17 protein-coding genes are annotated in these 16,426 nt (G+C 72.6%); 1 reads left to right on the forward strand and 16 read right to left on the reverse strand.

Annotation, left to right across the window (positions count from 1 at the left end; genetic code table 11):
- Positions 1-88: 88 nt before the first annotated feature.
- The 3 genes from ACVMLK_RS15310 to ACVMLK_RS15320 all read right to left on the reverse strand — a co-directional run bounded on the left by ACVMLK_RS15310 (position 89) and on the right by ACVMLK_RS15320 (position 3,700).
- Positions 89-2,626, reverse strand: coding sequence for a response regulator (locus tag ACVMLK_RS15310; protein WP_198365952.1), 2,538 nt, complete (start codon positions 2,624-2,626; stop codon positions 89-91).
- A 197-nt stretch (positions 2,627-2,823) separates the two neighbouring features.
- A complete protein-coding gene (locus ACVMLK_RS15315; RefSeq protein WP_198365951.1) occupies positions 2,824-3,138 on the reverse strand; it encodes a cupin domain-containing protein in 315 nt (104 codons plus the stop codon).
- 43 nt (positions 3,139-3,181) lie between these two features.
- A complete protein-coding gene (locus ACVMLK_RS15320; protein ID WP_198365950.1) occupies positions 3,182-3,700 on the reverse strand; it encodes a YcgN family cysteine cluster protein in 519 nt (172 codons plus the stop codon).
- Positions 3,701-3,751: 51 nt separating this feature from the next.
- On the opposite strand from ACVMLK_RS15320, the gene ACVMLK_RS15325 reads away from it, so the two are divergent.
- The gene (locus ACVMLK_RS15325) at positions 3,752-4,246 is read left to right on the forward strand and encodes an MmcB family DNA repair protein (protein WP_304621599.1); all 495 of its coding nucleotides are present in this window, start codon (positions 3,752-3,754) and stop codon (positions 4,244-4,246) included.
- A gap of 15 nt (positions 4,247-4,261) precedes the next feature.
- Here the strand turns inward: ACVMLK_RS15325 and ACVMLK_RS15330 are convergent, their stop codons facing one another.
- From ACVMLK_RS15330 to ACVMLK_RS15390, 13 genes are all read right to left on the reverse strand, one after another.
- Positions 4,262-4,615 carry a DUF952 domain-containing protein gene (locus tag ACVMLK_RS15330; protein ID WP_198365949.1) on the reverse strand — a complete coding sequence of 118 codons (354 nt, stop codon included), beginning with the start codon at positions 4,613-4,615 and terminating at the stop codon, positions 4,262-4,264.
- 10 nt (positions 4,616-4,625) lie between these two features.
- Positions 4,626-5,087, reverse strand: coding sequence for a cell wall hydrolase (locus ACVMLK_RS15335; RefSeq protein ID WP_457486868.1), 462 nt, complete (start codon positions 5,085-5,087; stop codon positions 4,626-4,628).
- 37 nt (positions 5,088-5,124) lie between these two features.
- Positions 5,125-5,574, reverse strand: a complete 450-nt coding sequence (locus ACVMLK_RS15340) for a hypothetical protein (RefSeq protein ID WP_457486869.1) — start codon at positions 5,572-5,574, stop codon at positions 5,125-5,127.
- Between the two features lie 122 nt (positions 5,575-5,696).
- Complete coding sequence (terL, locus tag ACVMLK_RS15345; RefSeq protein ID WP_457486870.1) at positions 5,697-7,169, reverse strand: phage terminase large subunit; 1,473 nt, start codon at positions 7,167-7,169, stop codon at positions 5,697-5,699.
- Entirely contained in the window at positions 7,150-7,470 is a 321-nt protein-coding gene (locus tag ACVMLK_RS15350) for a hypothetical protein (protein WP_457486871.1), read from the reverse strand. The genes terL and ACVMLK_RS15350 overlap by 20 nt, the downstream gene beginning before the upstream one ends.
- A 49-nt stretch (positions 7,471-7,519) precedes the next feature.
- The gene (locus ACVMLK_RS15355; RefSeq protein ID WP_457486872.1) at positions 7,520-9,889 is read right to left on the reverse strand and encodes a glycosyl hydrolase family 28-related protein; all 2,370 of its coding nucleotides are present in this window, start codon (positions 9,887-9,889) and stop codon (positions 7,520-7,522) included.
- A 65-nt stretch (positions 9,890-9,954) separates the two neighbouring features.
- Complete coding sequence (locus ACVMLK_RS15360) at positions 9,955-10,395, reverse strand: hypothetical protein (protein WP_198365943.1); 441 nt, start codon at positions 10,393-10,395, stop codon at positions 9,955-9,957.
- Positions 10,395-12,275, reverse strand: a complete 1,881-nt coding sequence (locus ACVMLK_RS15365; RefSeq protein WP_457486873.1) for a hypothetical protein — start codon at positions 12,273-12,275, stop codon at positions 10,395-10,397. The genes ACVMLK_RS15360 and ACVMLK_RS15365 overlap by 1 nt, the downstream gene beginning before the upstream one ends.
- Before the next feature lie 4 nt (positions 12,276-12,279).
- Positions 12,280-12,849, reverse strand: coding sequence for a hypothetical protein (locus tag ACVMLK_RS15370; RefSeq protein WP_457486874.1), 570 nt, complete (start codon positions 12,847-12,849; stop codon positions 12,280-12,282).
- 87 nt (positions 12,850-12,936) lie between these two features.
- Entirely contained in the window at positions 12,937-13,770 is an 834-nt protein-coding gene (locus ACVMLK_RS15375; protein ID WP_198365940.1) for a phage capsid protein, read from the reverse strand.
- Positions 13,771-13,927: 157 nt separating this feature from the next.
- The gene (locus tag ACVMLK_RS15380; protein ID WP_457486875.1) at positions 13,928-14,668 is read right to left on the reverse strand and encodes a capsid assembly protein; all 741 of its coding nucleotides are present in this window, start codon (positions 14,666-14,668) and stop codon (positions 13,928-13,930) included.
- 8 nt (positions 14,669-14,676) lie between these two features.
- Positions 14,677-16,101 (reverse strand): portal protein, encoded by a 1,425-nt coding sequence (locus tag ACVMLK_RS15385; RefSeq protein ID WP_457486876.1) that lies wholly within the window; start codon positions 16,099-16,101, stop codon positions 14,677-14,679.
- Positions 16,098-16,426: hypothetical protein (locus tag ACVMLK_RS15390; RefSeq protein WP_457486877.1), on the reverse strand; the 329-nt coding region annotated here is incomplete at its 5' end. The genes ACVMLK_RS15385 and ACVMLK_RS15390, both read right to left, overlap by 4 nt.

A 16,426-nucleotide genomic window follows, 5' to 3' on the forward strand; every position in this document is an offset into this window, starting at 1 on the left:
GGGCAGGGCCGGGCGGCGCCGGAGGCCGGCCGCAACAGCACCGTCTCCCGCCGCGGCGCCGCCATGGGGTCGCCGGCGCCGGCGCCGCTCAGGACATGGCGCGGCGCAGCACCGCTTCCAGCTCGCGCAGGCCATAGGGCTTGGTCAGCGCCAGGGCGTCCGGCATCTCGGCCGCCGCCGCCGCGCCATAGCCGGAGGCGAAGATGATCCGCAGCCCCGGCCGCCGCCCGCGGGCCAGCCGCGCCAGTTCCGGGCCGGACATGCCGGGCAGGCCGATATCGGTGAAGAGCAGGTCGAACTCCTGCCGCTCCATCTCCCGCAGCGCGCTTGGCGCGTCGCGCACGCCCACCACGCGGCAGCCGAGCGCCGACAGCATGTCCTCGCTGTCCATCAGGATCAGCGGATCGTCCTCGACCAGCAGCACGCGCCAGGTCCCCGCGGCGGCGGGCAGCGCGGCGGGCGGGATCTGCACGCGCGGCAGGGCGGCAGCGGCCAGGGCCTGGCGGCGGTTGTTCAGCGTGTGCCGGACCTTGCGCGCCAGATCCTCGCGCCGGTACGGCTTGGATAGCAGGTTCACGCCTGGGTCCAGCCGGCCGCCATGGACGATGGCGTTCTCGGTATAGCCGGAGGTGAAGAGCACGGCGCAGTGCGGCATCAGGGTCTGGACCTGCCGCGCCAGATCCGGCGCCCGCACCGGGCCGGGCATCACCACGTCGGTGAACAGGAGATCGATGGCGACGCCGCTCCGCGCCAGCGTCAGCGCGCTCTGCCCGTCCGAGGTGCGAAGCACGGTATAGCCGAGATCGCCCAGCAGATCGACGACGGTGGCCTGCACCACGGGGTCGTCCTCGACCACCAGGATGGTCTCGCTGCCGCCCTCCAGCGAGGCCGGCACCGCCGGCGCCACGGCCTCCTCGGCATTGTGGCTGCGCGGCAGGTAGAGGCGGATCGTGGTGCCCTGGCCGACCTCGGAATAGATCTTGATGTGGCCGTGGCTCTGCTTGACGAAGCCGTAGACCATGGAGAGGCCGAGGCCGGTGCCGCGCCCCTCGCGCTTGGTGGTGAAGAAGGGCTCGAAGACCTTCTCCAGAAGCTCCGGCGGCATGCCGCTGCCGGTGTCGGAGACGGCCAGCATGACGTACTGCCCCGGCTTCACGTCGTCATGCTGCCGGGCGTACATGTCGTCCAGCATGGCATTGCCGGCCTCGATGGTCAGCCGGCCGCCACCTTCCATCGCGTCGCGCGCGTTGACCGCGAGGTTCAGCAGGGCGTTCTGCACCTGGTCGGGATCGGCCAGGGTGTTCCACAGCCCGCCGGCGATCACCGTCTCCAGCTCGATCGCCTCGCCCAGGGCCCGGCGCAGCAGGTCGTCCATGTCGCGCACCAGCCGGCCGAGATTGACCGCGCGCGGCTCGAGCGGCTGGCGGCGGGCGAAGGCCAGGAGCTGCGAGGCGAGCTTCGCGCCGCGATCGACGGCGCCGAGCGCCATCTCCAGCCGGCGCTGATCCTCGGCCGTCAGCAGGGAGCGCTGCAGCAGCTGAAGGTTGCCGCTGAGAATCTGCAGCAGGTTGTTGAAGTCGTGCGCGACACCGCCGGTGAGCTGGCCGATCGCCTCCATCTTCTGCGATTGCCGCAGGGCCACCTCGGTTCGCCGCCGCTCCGCCTCACTCTCCTCCAGCGCCCGGGTGCGGCTGCGCACCATGTCCTCGAGCCGGTCCTTGTAGCGCTCCAGCTCGGCTGCGGTGCGGTGCTGCTCGGTGACGTCGTAGCCGAGGACGAAGATGCCGCTCACCTGCCCGGCGGCGTCGAGGATCGGCTGGTAGATGAAGTCGAGATAGAGATCGGCCAACTCGCCATCATGCTGCTGCCGCAGCCGCGCGCCCATGGCGCGGGCATTGAAGGCCTCGCCGGTCTGGTACACCCGGTCCAGGATATCGAAGAAGGGCTGGCCTTTCAGTTCCGGCAGCGCCGCGCGCACCGGCTTGCCCAGCAGGTCGTCACGGCCGACCAGGTGGCGATAGGCCTGGTTGGCGATCTCGAAGACATGCTCCGGACCGCGCAGGAAGGCGCCGAAGGCGGGGGCCTGCTCGAGCAGGCGGTGCAGCAGGCTGCGCTCGGCGTCGAGGGCGAGGTTGACCTCCTGGACCACCTCCGCCCGCCGCAGCAGGCTGCGGCTCAGCCGCGCCGGACGATCCTGCTCATCCACGCGGGCCGCGCGGGAGCGCCGGAGCTCGGTGACGTCGTCGGTCTGCTGCAGGATGAAGGCCACCTCCCCGCTGGCGTCCAGCACCGGCGTGTGGGTGGCGCTCCAGTAGCGGTCCTCGAAGACCACGCCCCCGGCCATCTCCCGCGGGATGGCGTAGCGGATCAGGGCGATGCTGTGCGGCGTCCGGCTTTCCAGCACGGTGCCGAGGGATTGCCGGAGCTGGCGCTCGGCCTTGCCACCCGCGTCGTGCGGCCCGCTGGGAAAGGCCTGGAAAAGGTTGCGATTCAGGATGTCGGCGGCGCTGCGCCCGGTCGCCGAGAGATAGGCGCGGTTCGCCCAGACCAGCGTCAGCTCGGGATCGAGCACCATGTAGGGGTGCGGCGCCGCGTCGAGGAGCGCCATGAAATCCGGCTGCTTCATGGCGCCGGCCGCCCCGCGCGGCAGGCCGGGCCGGAGAGGGGGAGTTCCGGGAGAGGGGTCACGTCGCGACGGGAGTGGGGGGACGACAAATACTCTCTCTGCGCCATGAGGCGTGGTCCGCTCCGCTCACTGCCGGGGTTGTGCGCGATCAATCTAGGAAGCCCGGGCGGGCGAGAGAAGCCCATCCCCGCCCCGCTTCAGCCCGGATAGGCCTTCATCTCGATCTCGACGAAGGCGAAAGGCGCATCGCCGTTGTTGATGACGTTGTGCTCCACGCCCGCCTTGCGCTCGTAGGAGACGCCGGGCACCAGGGTGACGCTGGCGGTCTCGCCACCCGGCAGTTCCAGCGTCATCTGCCCCGCCAGCACGGGGACCACCACGTAGGACCAGCCGTGGCGGTGCCAGCCGGTTTCGGAGCCGGGCGGAAAGTCCCAGCGGGTGACGCGCAGGTCGGAGGTGTCGATCTGCACCGTGGCGATGGCGGGGGCGCGGCAGCGCAGGGGCTCGCTCATGCGGCGCGGCAGTGGCGGCGGGTGGAGGGGGCGGGGTTTCGCATCAGGGCTTCTCCTCTTCTGCCGGGCTGGCGGTTGCCGGGCCGGCGGTCGGCGCCTGCCCGGACCCTTCCTCCGGCCATTCCCCCGGCCAGTCGGCCAGGTGATCCTCGAGGTCACGCACGGCGCGTTCCGGCACGGCGCGGCCGCGCACCGAGGCCCCCGCCTCGTGCACCGTCCCGGCCCGGCCGGAGACCAGCGGATGCCACCAGGGCAGGTCCTTCCCCTCCGCCACCAGGCGATAGGCGCAGGAGGGGGGGAGCCAGTCGATTCCGGCCAGCCGCCGCGGCGTCAGCTTGACGCAATCCGGCACATGCGCCCGGCGGTTGGCATAGTCGCGGCAGCGGCAACTGTCGATGTCGAGCAGGCGACAGGCGACGGCGGTATGGGCCAGGGCCTCGGTGTCCTCGTCGCGCAGCTTGTGCAGGCAGCAGCGGCCGCAGCCATCGCACAGGCTTTCCCATTCCGCCCGGCTCATCGACGCCAGCGGCTTGATCTTCCAGAAGGGGGGTTCCGCGCCCATGGCTCCTCTTACACCAGCCGGGCTTGACGCGCCAAGGAACGGAGAGCGAACATGGAACGGATGTCCGGCTCCCCCTTCCCGCTCCTCACCCCTCCCGAACGCACGCTGCGGGTCTGCCGCGCCGCGGGCCGCCTGTGTGGACGGCTGGGTTGGGCGCCGGTGCTGGAGGTGCCGCTGCCCACGGGCCGGCGGCTCGATATCCTGGCGCTGGAGCCGGATGGCGGCTTCACCGCCATCGAGGTGAAGAGCTGCGCCCGCGATTTCCAGACCGATGCCAAGTGGCACGAATACCGGGAATGGTGCGACCGTCTGTTCTTCGCGGTCGATCTCGACTTCCCCCAGGCGCTTCTGCCGGAGGATGTCGGCCTGATCGTGGCGGATGAGGGGGAGGCGGCGATCCTTCGCCCGGCGCCGGAGCACCGGCTGCCGCCGGCGCGGCGCCGGTCGCTGCTGCTGCGCTATGCCCGGCTGGCGGCGGGGCGGCTGCAGGGCCTGTGCGATCCCGCCGGCGCCGCGGAGCTGCGCGCGGCACTGAAGGTGGAGTGAGGGCGCCCCGACCGCTCAGGGAATCTCGTCCGGGAAGAGATGCGTGCCGTCAGGCCGCAACGGGAGGGGCATGGCCCAGCGTACCGCCGGGAGCGGCAGCGGGCCGTAGAGATGCGGGAAGAGGCCGGGGCGTGCGCCGCCCGAAGGCTCCCAGCGCAGCGTGACGCCGAGCGCCGCCGCCTCGGCCGCCACCAGCCAGAGATCCGGCTGGCCGGCGCGATGGCGGGCGGCGCTCTCGCGCAGCTGCGCGGCGGTCGAGAAATGCAGGAAACCGTCCCGCGCATCTTCCGCGCTGCCGCGATAGATGCCGGCGGCGCGGGCCTCGCGCCAGTCGGCATCCCGGATCATGGTGTAGATGATGGGCTCCATGCCCGGGATTCTAGCCCTCCGAGGGCCGGTAGAACAGCATGCCGCCGATCTCGGCCAGTGGCGGCAGGCGCAGCGCCCAGTCGGGCATCTCCTCCGCGGCATGCGCATGGGTGGCCCCGCCGGTCGGGTCCATCAGTGCCCCGGCCGCCGCCCGCGCGGCGATGCGCCGGCAGATCGCCATGGCGGGGTCGCCGGGCGGAATGGCCAGCATCAGCATGTGCCGGATGTGGTTGCGGTTCCAGCAGGAGAACTGGAAGGGCGCGCGGCAGATGGCGGCCAGGCCCTTCCCCCAATGCGTCACCGCCCCGCTCTCGGCCAGGCGGACCCGGTTCATGATAGTCGCGGCCAGGGCCTCGATGGCCCGCACCGGGCGGGTGCCGGCCTCGGCCCAGAGGGTCATGGCCAGCACCTCCTGCGGCGTCCGGGCGCAGCTGGTCCAGGGGGCGTGATCGGGAGCGGTGATGGGCGTCATGGGCGTCCTCGGTCCGGCGGGCGTTCGGGGGGCGGGATCAGCGGGCATCGTCGCCGCGCCAGCCCTGGCGGGCGGACTGCACGGCGGCGGTGACGGTGGCGGCGCGGGTGACGGCGTCGAGCTTCTCCTCGATGCGCAGCAGGTGCTGGCTGAGGCGCTGGTCGACGTCTCGGATCAGGGCCAGCGGCACATAGGTCCGCGCCACCTCCAGCTTGAAGGCGGCCAGTTCGTCGCGGGTCCGGGCCAGGGCCTCGCCTTCCGCCCGGGGGGGCTGCGCGGGGTCGGCGAGGTCGGGCCCGGGGCCGGGCAGGCCGCGACGCAGGCCATGCAGCATCCAGAACAGGACGAGCAGGACCGGCGCCTGGACGGCCGCGGCCAGGGTGGTGGCCAGAGTCTGGGGTTCCAGATCGAGCGGGTTCATCCGGCCCTCCTTGGCCAGCATGAGGAACGGCGCCGCGCCATCGGCCCTGGGGAGGGTCGATGACACGGCGCCGTGGGGGAGCGATCAGGGGGGTGGGGTCGGGATGGCCGGGGCCGCAGGCGCAACTTGCCCGCTGACAGCCCTTCTCTAGCCGCCGGCCGGCCCCTTGGCAAACAAAACAAGAACATTTACATGTAAGATTGAGTCAGGGCGGGCACCGTTCCCTCGATCCCGCGCCAGCCCGCCCCCCGCGCCGCGGGCGGCGCGCCGGGCAGCCGCACGGGCTCGGCCAGCAGGCAGCCCGACAGCGCGTCCAGCGCATCGTCGCGCGTGCCCGCGACGTCGGGCTTCCACTCGGCCATCTCCACCGGGAAGGGCGTGCGGAACACCTGCTCGTGCGCGTGCAGCTTCCGCGCCGCCAGCAGCGGGTCGAGGGCGGAGAGGATGCGCTCCTGCTTGGCGCGGTGGCTGTGCTGCTCGACCACGGCGCAGGCCGCCCCGGCGCGCGCCATCTCCCGCCGCAGCACCGCCGGCAGGAACCTGCCGAGCCCGTTGGTCTCGACGCGCACGACGGGCAGCAGCAGCTCCCGCGCCAGCCGCGCGACGGCGCGGCATTGCTGGGTCGCCGGATCGTCCGGCGCGTCCGGCTCCTGCACGATATAGGCGATGCGATGCAGGTAGTGGTTGCCCTCGGCATCGGCGTAGGTCGCGGCGAGGACGCTGGAATCGCCACGCTCCGGCCGCCCGAAGGCCGGGTCCCAGAAGCCGCCGCCCGAGACCATGCGGCGGCCGAGCAGGCTGAGCACCGGCCGCCCCTGCGCCTCGCGGTAGTCGATCTCCTCGCCGTAGCGGATCAGCAGCGCGGGATCGAGCCGCGCCGCCTCCGCCGCCACCGGCCGCAGCAGCATCTGCCGGCTGAAGTGGATCGGCCCGACCCGCTCGCGCAGCTGCGCCACCATGGCCTCGGAGAAGCGTTCCGGCCAGGCGCTGCGCCCCGCGCCGTCCAGCAGCGGGATACGCAGGCGGCGATAGCCGGCGAGCCAGCTCTCGCCCTCCTGCGCCGTGCGGTAGAGACTCTCGGCGCAGTGCGGCGTCCCGACATAGAGGATAGTGCCGCCCGGCGTCAGGATGAACTCGGTCTCGGCCAGCCGCTCCCGCAGTTCCGCGCGCTTGCCGGCGGTGTCGCAGTTCCCGGCCACCTCGACGTCGTCGCAGACGATGACATCGGCGCGCAGGCCGGTGATGTTGCCGCCGAGCCCCGCCGCCAGCATCGAGGGGTCGCGCAGCGCGCCCGGCCGCTCGACGGTGAAGCGGTCCACCGCCCAGGCCTCGGGCGAGGCCGGGACGAGCGGACGGCAGAGCGGGTGCCGCTCGACGATACGCCGCACGGTGGCGACCATCTTGGTGGCCAGCGGATGGTCCGCCGCCAGCACCAGGATGCGCGTCTCCGGCCGGCGATACAGCAGCCAGGCGCAGTAGAGTCCGACCAGCGTGGACTTGCCGCAGCCGCGGAAGGCCATCAGCAGCAGCCGGTGGTCCCCCGCGGCGCGACGGCCCTCCAGCCAGCGCAGGACGCGACGGTGCACGGGCGGCGTGCCCTGCCCGGCCTGGCTGTTCCAGACCCAGACGAATTCGAGCAGGTCAGCCGGAGGGTCCGTCATCGTCCTCGCATGCCTCCTCGGCTTCGGCGGTCTCCACCAGGGCGCTGCGGGCCTGCCGCAGCAACGCGCCGGCCTCCGCCACGCCCTGCTCCTCCCCGGCACCGGCGGAGCGGGCGAGCTTCAGCAGGTATTCCAGATGGGTCAGGGCCGACTTCGCCGCGCTGTGATGCGCGGCGAAGGCCTTGGCATCGTCATGCGTGCCGGGGGATGGCCCGCGCGCGACGAAGGCCTCGTAGTCGTCCACCACGCGGCGGATGGCGCCGCGCAGTTCCTCGGGCGTGACGATCTCGCGCCGTGTCATGGCGTCTCCGGTCCGGGTTCGGGTCCGGCATGGAACGTCCCGTGCATGGTCAGATCCTTGGCTTGGTGGCGCGCACGAACAGGGTTCCAGCGGCGAGGTTGATCGCCAGGCTGCCGTGCCGGTTGGTGGCGCGGCAGGTGACGCTGCCGCCCTGGCCGGTGGTGGTGATGGCGGCGCTCCATTCGATGAAGCCGGAGGCCGCGGTATGGCTGGCCTGCACCACGTCGCCACCCTGCACGAAGGGAAGCGGCACGACCTGCGTGGCGTTGCCGCCGGCGGGGATCTCCGGCGGATCGAAGTCGAGACGCGCCTGCAGCTCGCGGACGCCCCAGCGGCGCGACCCGCCATAGAGGATGCCCGGCGCATGCAGAGCCGAGCAGTAGAGCCGCAGCGCCTTCAGGACGGCGGTCGGCTGCGTGCCCTCCGCCGCGCCCCGCACGCCGATCACCGCCCAGGCGGCATCGGCGTGCAGGGTGACGCGTTGCAGCCGGTTCAGCGGCAGGCTCGCGCCGCCGCTGGTCACCAGGCTGTCGATATTGGCGTTGCCTTCCCACCAGTGCGCGTTCGACGCCTCAGCGGAGCCCGGGAACCGGCCGACGACATTCATGTTCGAGAACAGCACCGGCCGGTCCTGCAGGATGACGTTGCCGCCCGCGTCGAACTGCTGCACCACGATGCGGAGCCGCTCGCCCTCGGCCGCAACGAAGAACTCCTTGCAGGCGGCGGCATCGACGACGAAGCCGAGGGCGCGGCTGGTCGGCAGGCCGGCACTGTCGCCGTTCAGGACGATGTCCGGCAGGCCCGGAAAGGCGAAGCCATCCAGCGTCGAGGGCGGACCGGCGGGGTTGCCCGACAGGCAGGCCATGCCCTCGAAGCCGATCTCGTCGTTGCTCCAGCGGAAGGCCCGGCCGCGCACATGCCCGGCATCGGCGACCAGGCGGGGGGAGCCCTGCGCCGCCGCGGCCTGGTGCCGGGCGATGACGGTGCCGCCGGCCCGCGTCGCCGTCGCCGGATAGTGCACGGCACAGCCCTCGAAGGCATAGTTGCCGACGTAGTTCACCTCGTAGCAGCAGTCATTGGCACCGCCGGCATGACGCGCGACATAGCGGCTGCACTGCTCCATGCGGACGCCGACGGCCTGGATGCCGCGCTCGTCGCCCGCCTCCAGCAGGAAGGGAATGGCGCCGCGCTGCGGATAGCCCGTGTCGCCACCGCCCCGCTGCAGCTCGAAGCCGGGGCCGAGGAAGAGATGCGCGTTGTGGCGGTTGTAGGCGCCGGCCTCGCAGGAGAAGCGCACGCCGAACCGGTCCATCGAGGGATGCGTCGCCGCCGAGTTGGCGAAGTGCCCGCCGATGTAGCGCACGCTGTTGTTCCAGGCCTCGGCCGTCGCGGTGCGGATGTCGAGGCCGATGCGGTTGTTGACGATGCGCCCGAGATGGATCGTGCTGTCCTCGAAGCCCAGCTCGACGCCGAGGGTGCGGATGCCGATGGTGAAGCCCTCGACGCGCGCGATCGAGACCGAGCAGGCGTCCAGGTTGCGCAGCACGATGCCGATGTCGCGTTCGTCCAGCCAGTCGGAGAGGCTGGCGCGCAGCACGCGCAGGCCCTGGTAGCTCTTGCCCTGGTTGCGCGTGGCCGCGCCGTCGCCGATGGTCAGCGCGGCGCCGCCGCCGGGCCCGGCATAGAGGATGCTGCCGCGCATGACGAGGCCGGCGGCGGCGCCGGGCAGGGTCAGCGGCGATGTCGTGCGATGGCTCCCCTCGCCGATCTCGAGCACCTTGCCGGATGCCGCCGCGGCGTTCATCGCCGCCTGCAGGGCCGGACCATCATCGGTCACGCCATCGCCGGCGGCGCCGAAGTCGCGGACCGAGAGCCGCTCGCCGAGCTTGTCCTCGACGGTGCGCGCGATGGCGCCGGCGAAGGGCGCGAAGAGCACCGGCTCGCGCGCGACGGCGGTGGCATTGCCCAGGCTGTCGAAGGCCAGCAACCTGTTGGCGCGCCCCTCACGCGAGGGCAGCGTCAGCGTCGCCGGGGCATCGCCGGGCGCGGCGCGGAGCGCGGCCTGGAGATCCTCGCGAAGCTCCTGCAGGCCGGCGGTCTGGCGGTCGAGCTCGTCGTTCAGCGTGTTGGCGCGCAGTACTCCGTTCGGCTGGAAGTCGGTCACCCGCTGCATCACCAGAACGCGGCGCAGCAGCACCTGCCGGCCCGTGGCGGGCGGCTGTCGGAAGGTGACCAGGCCGCCTTCCGAGGCGCCGGCGCCCTGGATGAGGAAGCCCTCCTGCGTCACCAGCCCATCGACGCGGACCTCAAGATCCGCCTCCTCGAAGATGGGGAACGGAAAGACGAAGGCGGTCTGCGCGCCGTCCGCCACGTAGTGCACACGCGGCGCGACGTCGCCGATGCGGATATGCTCGGCCATGCGGGTCTCTCTTGGAAAGGGGGGAAGGGAGCGGCCGGGCCGCATCGGCGCGAGCCGGAGCCGCCCTACTCCAGCAGGGAGCGGAGTGCGCCGCTGAAGCCGTTGCCGGCGCGCAGCCAGGTGGTCAGCGAGCCGTCGGCGTTCAGCAGCGAGCTGCGGCCGGCGGCCATGCGGGTGGCGAACTGCTCGTTGCTGTCCGCCGCAGCCTCCGCCGCATCCCGTTCCAGCCCGGTCGTGATGGCGGCTGCCGATCCCTGGTCCGGGTTGACGCCGGAGGCGGCCAGCCGCGCGCGCGTGGCCGCCGTGGTGCGCTCCAGCCGGTCGGCCCGCGCGCGTGCCTCGCTCTCCTGCTGGACCGCGAGCTGCTGCTGCCGCAGGGCCAGGCCCTCCGCCTCCTGCTGCTGCTGCGCCTTGGCCTGCGCGGCCTGTGCCTGGCCCTGCCGCACCGTGCCATAGAGCGAGGCGCCGGTGCCGACGAGCGTGGCGATCGGAGCGAGCTGTGCCATCAGTCGGTCATCCTCGTTTCGGTGGTGACGGAAAGCAGCGTCAGGGGCAGCGGTGTCTCGCCCTCGATCCGCCAGAGCGGCCGCAGGGCGTCACGCTGCCAGCCCAGGCCGCGCAAGGTGACGTCGCCGGTGAAGGGCGGCGGCGCCGCGTCGAGCATCGGCGTGTCCAGCCGGCGAAAGGGCACCGGCCTCGCGCCGCTTCCGAGATCGACCGCGAGCGCCGCGGTGCCGAGCAGGCGAAAGGTGGCGGAGATCAGGCGCAGGGGCACGCTGCGCGCCCCTGCCGCGCCGGAGAGCTGCGGCGGCAGCGGCTCGATGACATGCGCGAAGCCGAGGCCGACCTGCAGCGCCTGCGCCTCCGGCTCCACCGTGACGGCGCCGCCCCCGACCGTCGCGCCGCCCAGCGGCGTTCCGTCGGCCACCACCTGCACCTTCCGGCCTTCCAGATGCGCGAGGCCCGACCAGATCCTCCGTGGCGTCGCACTGGCGCCGGTCAGGCCGGAATCCACCGCCATGGCGGGATCGAAGCGTTCCAGCCTGATGCGGCCGTCACGCTCCACGGCGCACCAGACCGTGCCGTCGATCTCGGCCAGGGCCCGGAAGGCGCCGGCGGTCTCCTGCCGCGTCCAGGCCGTGACCAGCTCCGTGCGGTAGAGCGTCAGCGTCGCCAGCCAGCCCTCGGCCATCGCGACATGCAGCAGGCGCCGCGTCTGGTCGTAGACCATCGAGACCGGCTCCCGCACCAGGTGCCGCGCGACCAGCGCCAGGTCGTTCGCCTGATAGGCCTGCTGGACATCGGTATAGGCGTATTCATGCACCGCCTGGCCGGAGCGGCCGATGAAGATCGTGCTGCCATCGACATCGACCGGCGGAATGATGCGGGCGATGGGGGAGCCGATGCGCGTCTGCCGGTGCAGCTGGATCGAGGCCGGCGTCATCGGATCGCCCGTCACCATCCATTCGGCGCCGGAGGTGAAGACCTGCAGGTGCCGCCCGGAGAAGACGGCGCGGATGGCGTTCACCTGGTCCGAGAGCAGCGCGAACTCGATCGCCTGGTCGTCGAGGCCGGTGCCGAGGTCGAAGTTGAACAGGTCGCCCGAACGCGACAGCCACAGGCGGTTCGGCAGATCGCGCGAGCCGCCGATCACCAGCCGGTCCTGATGGAAGCAGAGCGTCACCGGCCAGCCATGCACGCCGCTGAAGGCCGCCTCGTCCCAGTCGTCCGTCGGGGCGGCAGCGGCCAGCGTCTCCTCGACGACAGCGGTCGCCACGCCCGGCGAGGCGATGGCCGTGACGACGATCCGCCGGCCGCCGATCCGCAGCCGCGTGCCGACATGGCCCGCCTGGAAGAAGGCGGCGCTGGCCGTCAGCGTCACGGTGCCGCCGGTGCCGCTCGGCGCCAGCGTCAGGCCGGGCGGGGCGTAGCGGAAGTAGGGCTGCGCCACCCAGTCCCAGGCGGCCAGGCTCCAGGCCGTGTGGCTGCCGCGCGTCAGGCGCTGCGGCATCATCTCGGGATGCGCCAACAGCAGGGTGTCGGCGCTCTGCGTGTGCGCGATCTGGTCCAGCATCGCCTCGGTCCAGGGCGCGGCGATCTCGGCGACCGGTGCGTCGTCCATGAAGACCTGCAGCCGGAGATGCGTCAGCACCAGCAGATAGGTCTGCTCGGTGTTGAACTCGAAGGCGATCAGCCGTGCCTTGCCAGGCAGCATGGCGACATGCCGCAGGCCGGGGCGGCGGGTGACGCCGCCGGTCGGCTGGATGAAGACATTGCGCAGGCGCCGCGCGCCGTTCTCGTAGGCGCGCATGTCCGGGCGGCCCAGGAGTTCGTCGCCGAGCTCGCCCGCGGTGAAGCTGGTCTTGGTGTTGCGGCCGCCGGCCATGATGTCACCCCCGCGCCGCGATCAGGGGGAAGTGCTCCAGCGCGCGCGCGGTGTGCTGCTGGCTGTCGGTCAGGCGCGCGTTGCGGAACTCGCTCTCGGCCAGGCGGTTCAGAAGTTCGGCGCGCGAGGTGCTCTCGGTCAGCGGAATGCAGAACTCCGCCGCCAGCCGCGTGACCAGCGCGGCGGCGAAGAACGGCGGGAACTCGGATTCCGACGGCCGGAACAGGTAGGTCAAGGTGACGCGCGGCGCGTCGGTGTGCAGGCGGCTCTCGTGCAGCCGGTAGACCAGGCCGCTGCCCCGCCCCTCCCCGCCGGCCGAAAGCACGCGCAGGAAGTCGGCCGGGAGCTGGTAGGCGAAGGCGAAGTCGGCGTGCGGCGTGGCGAGCAGGCGCGGCAGTTCCATCTGCCCGGTCGCGAAGGACCAGGGATAGGCCGAGAGCAGCGTGTCCCGCGCCGCTGGATAGAGGTTGGCCGCAACCTCCGCCTCGGCGGTGCCCTCGTCGAGCGAGGCGATGGGCTGCGCGCCGATCTTGAGCAGCGCGCGCGAGCAGAGGACGAGGGCGGAGAGCGCCATCGGTCGAAACCTCCTGGTGGGGCGGGGGTGCGGTGATGGCCGGGGCGGCATCCGCCTCCCCGGCCCGCGGTGCTTACTCGGCGGTGCTTACTCGGCGGCGCGCATCCGCACGACGCCGGCCTGGTCGATCAGCACCGACCCCTGGCTCATCATGTTGTTGACAAAGTACGCGGCATGATCGCCATGCCAGGTGATGTCCGTGGCGATGTCCTGGGCCACGGCGTGACCGACCGCCGTCTTGTGGTAGAAGTAGCAGAAGCGGAGGCTGCCGCTCCTGGTCAGGCCGGAATGCGGCATCCAGGTGGCGCCGAGCCAGCGCTTCACCTGCGTGCCCTTCCAGGGCAGCTCGTCGTCGCCGACATAGTTGGCATTGGCGAACTCCTCGATCTGCAGCAGCTGGCTCCACTGCTTCCAGCCGACGATGGCGAAGCGGTTGCCGTCATCCGGCACGTCGGCCGCGCCCAGCATCTCGAAGGCCATCAGCACCTTGGCCTTGGTCAGGCCGTCGGTGTCCCCGGTGCCCGGCGCGGTGCCCACGGCTTCCTGCGTCGCGGTGTCGAGGGCGGCGATGATCAGCTCGTCGGTCTTGCGGCCGAGCGCGTAGGCGCCGGCATTGGCGACGACCTGGCGCTCATCCACATTCGTCTTCAGCTCGTCGAGGCGGTCGATCCACTCGCCGGCATAGTAGTCCTGCAGGAAGCACTCGACGTTGGAATGCGCCAGGTTCATCACCGGCACGGCGCCGTTGCGCGCCTTCGCCGCCGCCGTGCCGCGGCCGACGATCGGGAAGATGGTCGAGGCGCCGCGAATGTCGGTCTTGCTGCGCACGGTCGGGCGCAGCTTGCTGCCCTGCCGCTGATACGCGGCGTGCACCTCGGACTGGAACTGCTTCGCGAAGACCTGGTCGATGGAAGCGGACATGCCGATATCCTTCAGGAGGGAATCTGGGTTCGGGGGCAGCCGCCCGCGCGCGTCGGTTGGCCGGTCAGGGGGCCGGCGCGGCGGGCACGCCGATGCGCCCGGCGCCCTGCGGGCGACGGGTTCCGCACCGGCGGAATCTCGGGGAAGGCGCGGGCGCTCAGCCCTGGCCGAAGAGGCGCCGGAAGCCGTCCGTCACGCGCTTGACGTATTCAGGCTCGCGCGAGCGCCAGTAGCGCGGGTCGCGCATCATCTCGCGCAACGCCTTCTCGTCCATCGCCTCGGTGGCGGCGGCGCCGCGCGCCAGGCTGGGCTCGCCCTTCTCCATCATGCGGTGCAGGGCCAGCACGCCCTCGGCGGTGGTGGAGAGCGCCTCGTAGACCGGCGGCGCCAGGTTGGCGCGGCCCCAGGCGGCGATCTGCGGCGCGATCCGGCGGAACTGCTCCTCGCCGCCGAAGTCCTGCGCCAGCTTCGCCATCTGCTTCTGCGCCTCGTAATCCGCCGCCGCCTCGGCGATCAGCGGCAGCAGGCGCTCGGCCGCCAGGTCATAGACCAGCTGCACCTGCTGGCAGGTGAAGCCGGCCTCGTGCAGGCGGCGGTTCACCCCCGCATCCGGCCCGCAGGCCGCGTGCTTCGGCTCGATGCTGTAGTCCTCGGGGCTGTCGGGCACGCCGAGGGCACGGCGGAACCGCGCCCGCTCCTCCTCCGGCGCCTCGGGACCGGGCGGGGCGAAGCGCTGCGACAGCCGCTTCTCCAGCTCCAGATAGGACTTCAGCAGCGCATCGACGCGCAGCTTGCCGGTCTCGGCGTCCCGGAACTTCTCCGGGATCCCCTCTGGGATCCCCTCCGGGTGGGAGGCGTCCTCACCCTCCAGCGCGGCTTCCAGCAGATTCTCGGACATGCGCTCTGTCATTCCTCGACGGGGTTCAGGATTCCGGCCGGCGCGGCGAGCACGCGGGCCAGGTGGCGGGTGGCGGCCGGGATGTCCAGCTGCGCCACCGCCTGCGGGCCGAGCTGCGCGGCGGCCTGCAGGAAGAGCAGCGTGTTGGCCGCGTCGGCGCGGCCCTGCACGCGGGCGAGCGGTGACTGGTAGGTCAGGCGCACCTCCCGCCCGTCCAGCAGCAGCGGCGGCACCTCGCCGCGCCGCCGCAGGATGCTCAGGCAGCGGGCGACGAGCGGCGTCAGCAGCTCGGCCTGCAGCCGCCCGTAGGTGGCGCCCAGCAGGCGGGCCGTCTCGGCGCTGCGCTCCAGCACCTCGGTCGCCGTCATCTGCGCGCCCCTCGGCGCCGTCAGCCGGTCGGCCAGGAGGGCGGACCGGATGCGGGCGCGAAGATCGTCCAGCACCAGTTGCGAGACATCGAAATTGCCCGGCGCGGCGAGCGGCGTCAGCCCGGAGGAGCCCGGCGCCTTGGGAATGATGGCGCCCGGCACCAGCCGCACCGTGGCCGGGTTCAGCACGCCGTCATCCTCCGCCTGCCAGATGCCGGTGGCGGCGATGGAGGCGTTCTTCAGCACCAGCTCCACCACCTTGTTGGCGGTGCGGATATCGGGCAGCGCCTTCATCACCGGGCCGCGGCCGTAGCTCTCGCCCGGCGCCTTCATCCAGCGGAAGGCGATGAAGGGGCTGTCCAGGAAGCGACCGGCGGCGAGCGGCAGGGCGGCGCCGTCGAGGTCCAGCACAGCAAGGAAGCCGCTGCCGGTCCGCTCCGGCCAGACCGCCTCGACCACGCGGTACGCCCGCGCCGGCCCGTCCCCCGCGGCGGTCAGCGCCGGTGGCAGGGGGGCGCCCGGGTAGCGCGCCGCGATCGCCGCGGCATCGAGGGAGACGGCGCGGAAGACCGTGTCCAGCCGGCCCCCCTGCCCCTCCTCCAGCACCGCCTCGCGCAGCGGCACGGCGGTGAAGCGCAGGGCGGAGGCCTCGCCCGGGGGCGCCTCCTCGACCAGCAGCACGCCGGTTCCGGCGACCACGACGTCGAGCAGCGCCTGATGCATCTCGAGCGCGAAGTTGGAGCGGTCGAGGTGGCCCTGCAGCGTCTCGGCCGCGGCCTCCAGCGCCTCGGCGGCGGCCAGCGCATCGGGCCCTTCGGCCAGGGCGCGTGACGGCGCCAGGCCGAACCAGCGCGACCAGGGCGGGGTCAGCTCTGCCATCAGGCTGGAGGCCAGTTGCTCCGCCGCGTCCGCCGCCGTGGCGTCGTAGAGGGCGGGGCCGCCGCTGCCGGGCGTGCCGGAGAGGACATGGTCGTAGCAGTTCTGCCAGAGGCTCTCCCAGGGGCGGCGGCGGTCGAGCGCCGCCGCCTGCCGCGCCAGGACGGTTTCGGGGGTCATGCGGCTCATTCTCCGAGCAGGGTCTTGCGCGAGCCGGCCAGGCCGCTCGGCGCGGCGTCCAGCACGCCGCGGGCGGAGGTGGCGATGGTGCCGGGCAGGCCGCGGCGGGAGCGTTCCCGGCTCTCCAGCCGCGCGGTCTGCGCCGCCGCCTCGGAATCGGGCGTGGCGTTCGTCGGGGTCGCCACCGTCTGGGCCGCGGTGACCACCACCGGCTTCGGGGCTCGGAACAGGCCACCCATGCGGGTCGTCTCCTTCTGCGGGTCGGGCCCGATCGGGTGCCCAAAACGCCGCGGGGGGGGGCGGGCGGGGGGGGGGGGGGGGGGGGGGGGGGGGG

The sequence above is a fragment of the Teichococcus aerofrigidensis genome, assembly GCF_054073225.1.

Coding starts and splice junctions, on each gene's coding strand:
- ACVMLK_RS15310 (WP_198365952.1), bottom strand. CDS start 2,626: ATGAAGCAGCCGGATTTCATGGCGCTCCTCGACGCGGCGCCGCACCCC.
- ACVMLK_RS15315 (WP_198365951.1), bottom strand. CDS start 3,138: ATGAGCGAGCCCCTGCGCTGCCGCGCCCCCGCCATCGCCACGGTGCAG.
- ACVMLK_RS15320 (WP_198365950.1), bottom strand. CDS start 3,700: ATGGGCGCGGAACCCCCCTTCTGGAAGATCAAGCCGCTGGCGTCGATG.
- ACVMLK_RS15325 (WP_304621599.1), top strand. CDS start 3,752: ATGGAACGGATGTCCGGCTCCCCCTTCCCGCTCCTCACCCCTCCCGAA.
- ACVMLK_RS15330 (WP_198365949.1), bottom strand. CDS start 4,615: ATGGAGCCCATCATCTACACCATGATCCGGGATGCCGACTGGCGCGAG.
- ACVMLK_RS15335 (WP_457486868.1), bottom strand. CDS start 5,087: ATGACGCCCATCACCGCTCCCGATCACGCCCCCTGGACCAGCTGCGCC.
- terL (WP_457486870.1), bottom strand. CDS start 7,169: ATGACGGACCCTCCGGCTGACCTGCTCGAATTCGTCTGGGTCTGGAAC.
- ACVMLK_RS15350 (WP_457486871.1), bottom strand. CDS start 7,470: ATGACACGGCGCGAGATCGTCACGCCCGAGGAACTGCGCGGCGCCATC.
- ACVMLK_RS15355 (WP_457486872.1), bottom strand. CDS start 9,889: ATGGCCGAGCATATCCGCATCGGCGACGTCGCGCCGCGTGTGCACTAC.
- ACVMLK_RS15360 (WP_198365943.1), bottom strand. CDS start 10,395: ATGGCACAGCTCGCTCCGATCGCCACGCTCGTCGGCACCGGCGCCTCG.
- ACVMLK_RS15365 (WP_457486873.1), bottom strand. CDS start 12,275: ATGGCCGGCGGCCGCAACACCAAGACCAGCTTCACCGCGGGCGAGCTC.
- ACVMLK_RS15370 (WP_457486874.1), bottom strand. CDS start 12,849: ATGGCGCTCTCCGCCCTCGTCCTCTGCTCGCGCGCGCTGCTCAAGATC.
- ACVMLK_RS15375 (WP_198365940.1), bottom strand. CDS start 13,770: ATGTCCGCTTCCATCGACCAGGTCTTCGCGAAGCAGTTCCAGTCCGAG.
- ACVMLK_RS15380 (WP_457486875.1), bottom strand. CDS start 14,668: ATGTCCGAGAATCTGCTGGAAGCCGCGCTGGAGGGTGAGGACGCCTCC.
- ACVMLK_RS15385 (WP_457486876.1), bottom strand. CDS start 16,101: ATGAGCCGCATGACCCCCGAAACCGTCCTGGCGCGGCAGGCGGCGGCG.